At 72.6% G+C, this 1581-nt stretch carries 1 protein-coding gene and 1 pseudogene; one reads left to right on the forward strand and one right to left on the reverse strand.

Annotated features, from left to right (window positions below):
- Nucleotides 1-312 precede the first annotated feature (312 nt).
- Nucleotides 313-942 carry a response regulator transcription factor gene (locus tag O3Q52_RS52900; RefSeq protein WP_269655521.1) on the forward strand — a complete coding sequence of 210 codons (630 nt, stop codon included), beginning with the start codon at nucleotides 313-315 and terminating at the stop codon, nucleotides 940-942.
- A gap of 302 nt (nucleotides 943-1244) precedes the next feature.
- On the opposite strand, the pseudogene O3Q52_RS52905 reads toward O3Q52_RS52900, so the two are convergent.
- Nucleotides 1245-1581: pseudogene (locus tag O3Q52_RS52905) on the reverse strand (adenylosuccinate lyase); the annotation flags it as partial.

The following is a 1581-nucleotide window of genomic DNA, read 5'->3' on the forward strand; positions in this document are numbered from 1 at the left end:
CCCCCGCTGTCGGCCTGAACGGCCTCGTCCTCAAACGCCGGACGGGCTGGGTATTTCAGCCTCTCCGGCGTTTGAGGAGCGGGGGTTCGGGGGCTGGCCCCCGAGTAGTCACGGGAATGGGTAGGGGCGGCGGGGGCGAAGAACCACGCTTCCGCCTCAACTCTGGACTGACACAACGCCGTTGGGCCAGACGCGGGGAACACATTTCCGAGTACGCCCAGGCACGGACAACGCCGTACGGCACTACGCTCGAAAGCGCATCGCCACAACCGGCCCGGGGAGAGCCGGCCATCCGGAGGGGGAGGATCCGGGATGATCCGCGTGCTCGTGGTCGAAGACCAGCGCGCGCTGGCCGACGCCCTGGCCATCGCCATCGCGGCGCAGCCCGACCTGGACTGCGGTGACGCGGTGGGCACGGTCGACGAGGCGTTGCGGGAGGCGGCCCGTCGGCCACCCGCCGTGGTGCTCATGGACATCCATCTGCCGGGCAGGGACGGTATCGAGGGCACCCGGCTGCTGAAGGCCGCACATCCCTCGACCCGGGTGGTCGTCCTCACCGCGGACGCGACCCCCGACCAACTGGCGCGGGCGGTGACGGCGGGCGCCTCGGCCTTCCTCGCCAAGCACAGCGCCTTCGGGGACATCCTCACCGCGATCCGGACCACGGCCGACGGCAAGCTCCTGGTGGAGGAGTCGACCCTGGCGGCGCGACTGCCCGAGCAGCAGTGGGAGCGGAGCGGGCTGACCCGCCGGGAGCACGAGGTGCTGGCCCTGTTGGGCCAGGGGCACGGTCTCAAGGTGATCGCGGACCGGCTCGTGCTCAGCCGGCACACGGTGCGCGGGCACGTGAAGAGCGTCCTGGTGAAACTGGGCGCCCACAGCCAGCTGGAGGCCGTGGTCACTGCGACGCGCCTGGGCATCCTGCCGCGCCCGACCGCATGACGAGGTCCGACCGCAGAACGGTGAATCAGCCCATCTGAGGGGGCCGTTCGCCCCGCCAGGGGGATGCCCGGTCCCCCGCCCGCTGCCTATCGTGCGAAAGTGCGGCCCCGTCGACTGGGGCCGCCGGGGAGCAGGACCCGGGCCAGATGCGCGGAGATGACGGCAGGTCGGATCCCGCGACGTTCGTCCGCCTGCCGGTCGCCCGTCTCCCGCCGGGCGAACCCCCGGCGACCCCGCCTTCTCCAGTGGCACTCGGCTCCCCTGTGTTCACAAGGCACTCCACCGTGAACGCCCATCGACACCTATTCGCGTGGCGCCCGCTGCGCCGGCAGCCGCTTCAGCGCACCGGCCGCCGCCTGAGCCAGCGGCGGATGGGCGAGTGCCTCGTTCAGGACGGGCCGGGCCCGTTCGTCGCCCAGGGCACCGAGCCCGTCCACGCACGCGATGGCTACACGGCGGTACGGGTCGTGCGGGCGGAACCTGCGGGCCAGGGTGGTGATCAGCGCGGGTACGGACTCGGGAGCGCGCAGCTCGACCAGGAGCCGTACCGGATGGAGTGCATAGGCGACGCGTAACTCGTTGGTGGCGAGGGCGGCCGCCGCGCGGGCGGTGCGCGGGTCGCCGGGCCGGGCCAGGGCG

This window comes from Streptomyces sp. ActVer (assembly GCF_027270795.1).
GTDB lineage: Bacteria > Actinomycetota > Actinomycetes > Streptomycetales > Streptomycetaceae > Streptomyces > Streptomyces umbrinus_A.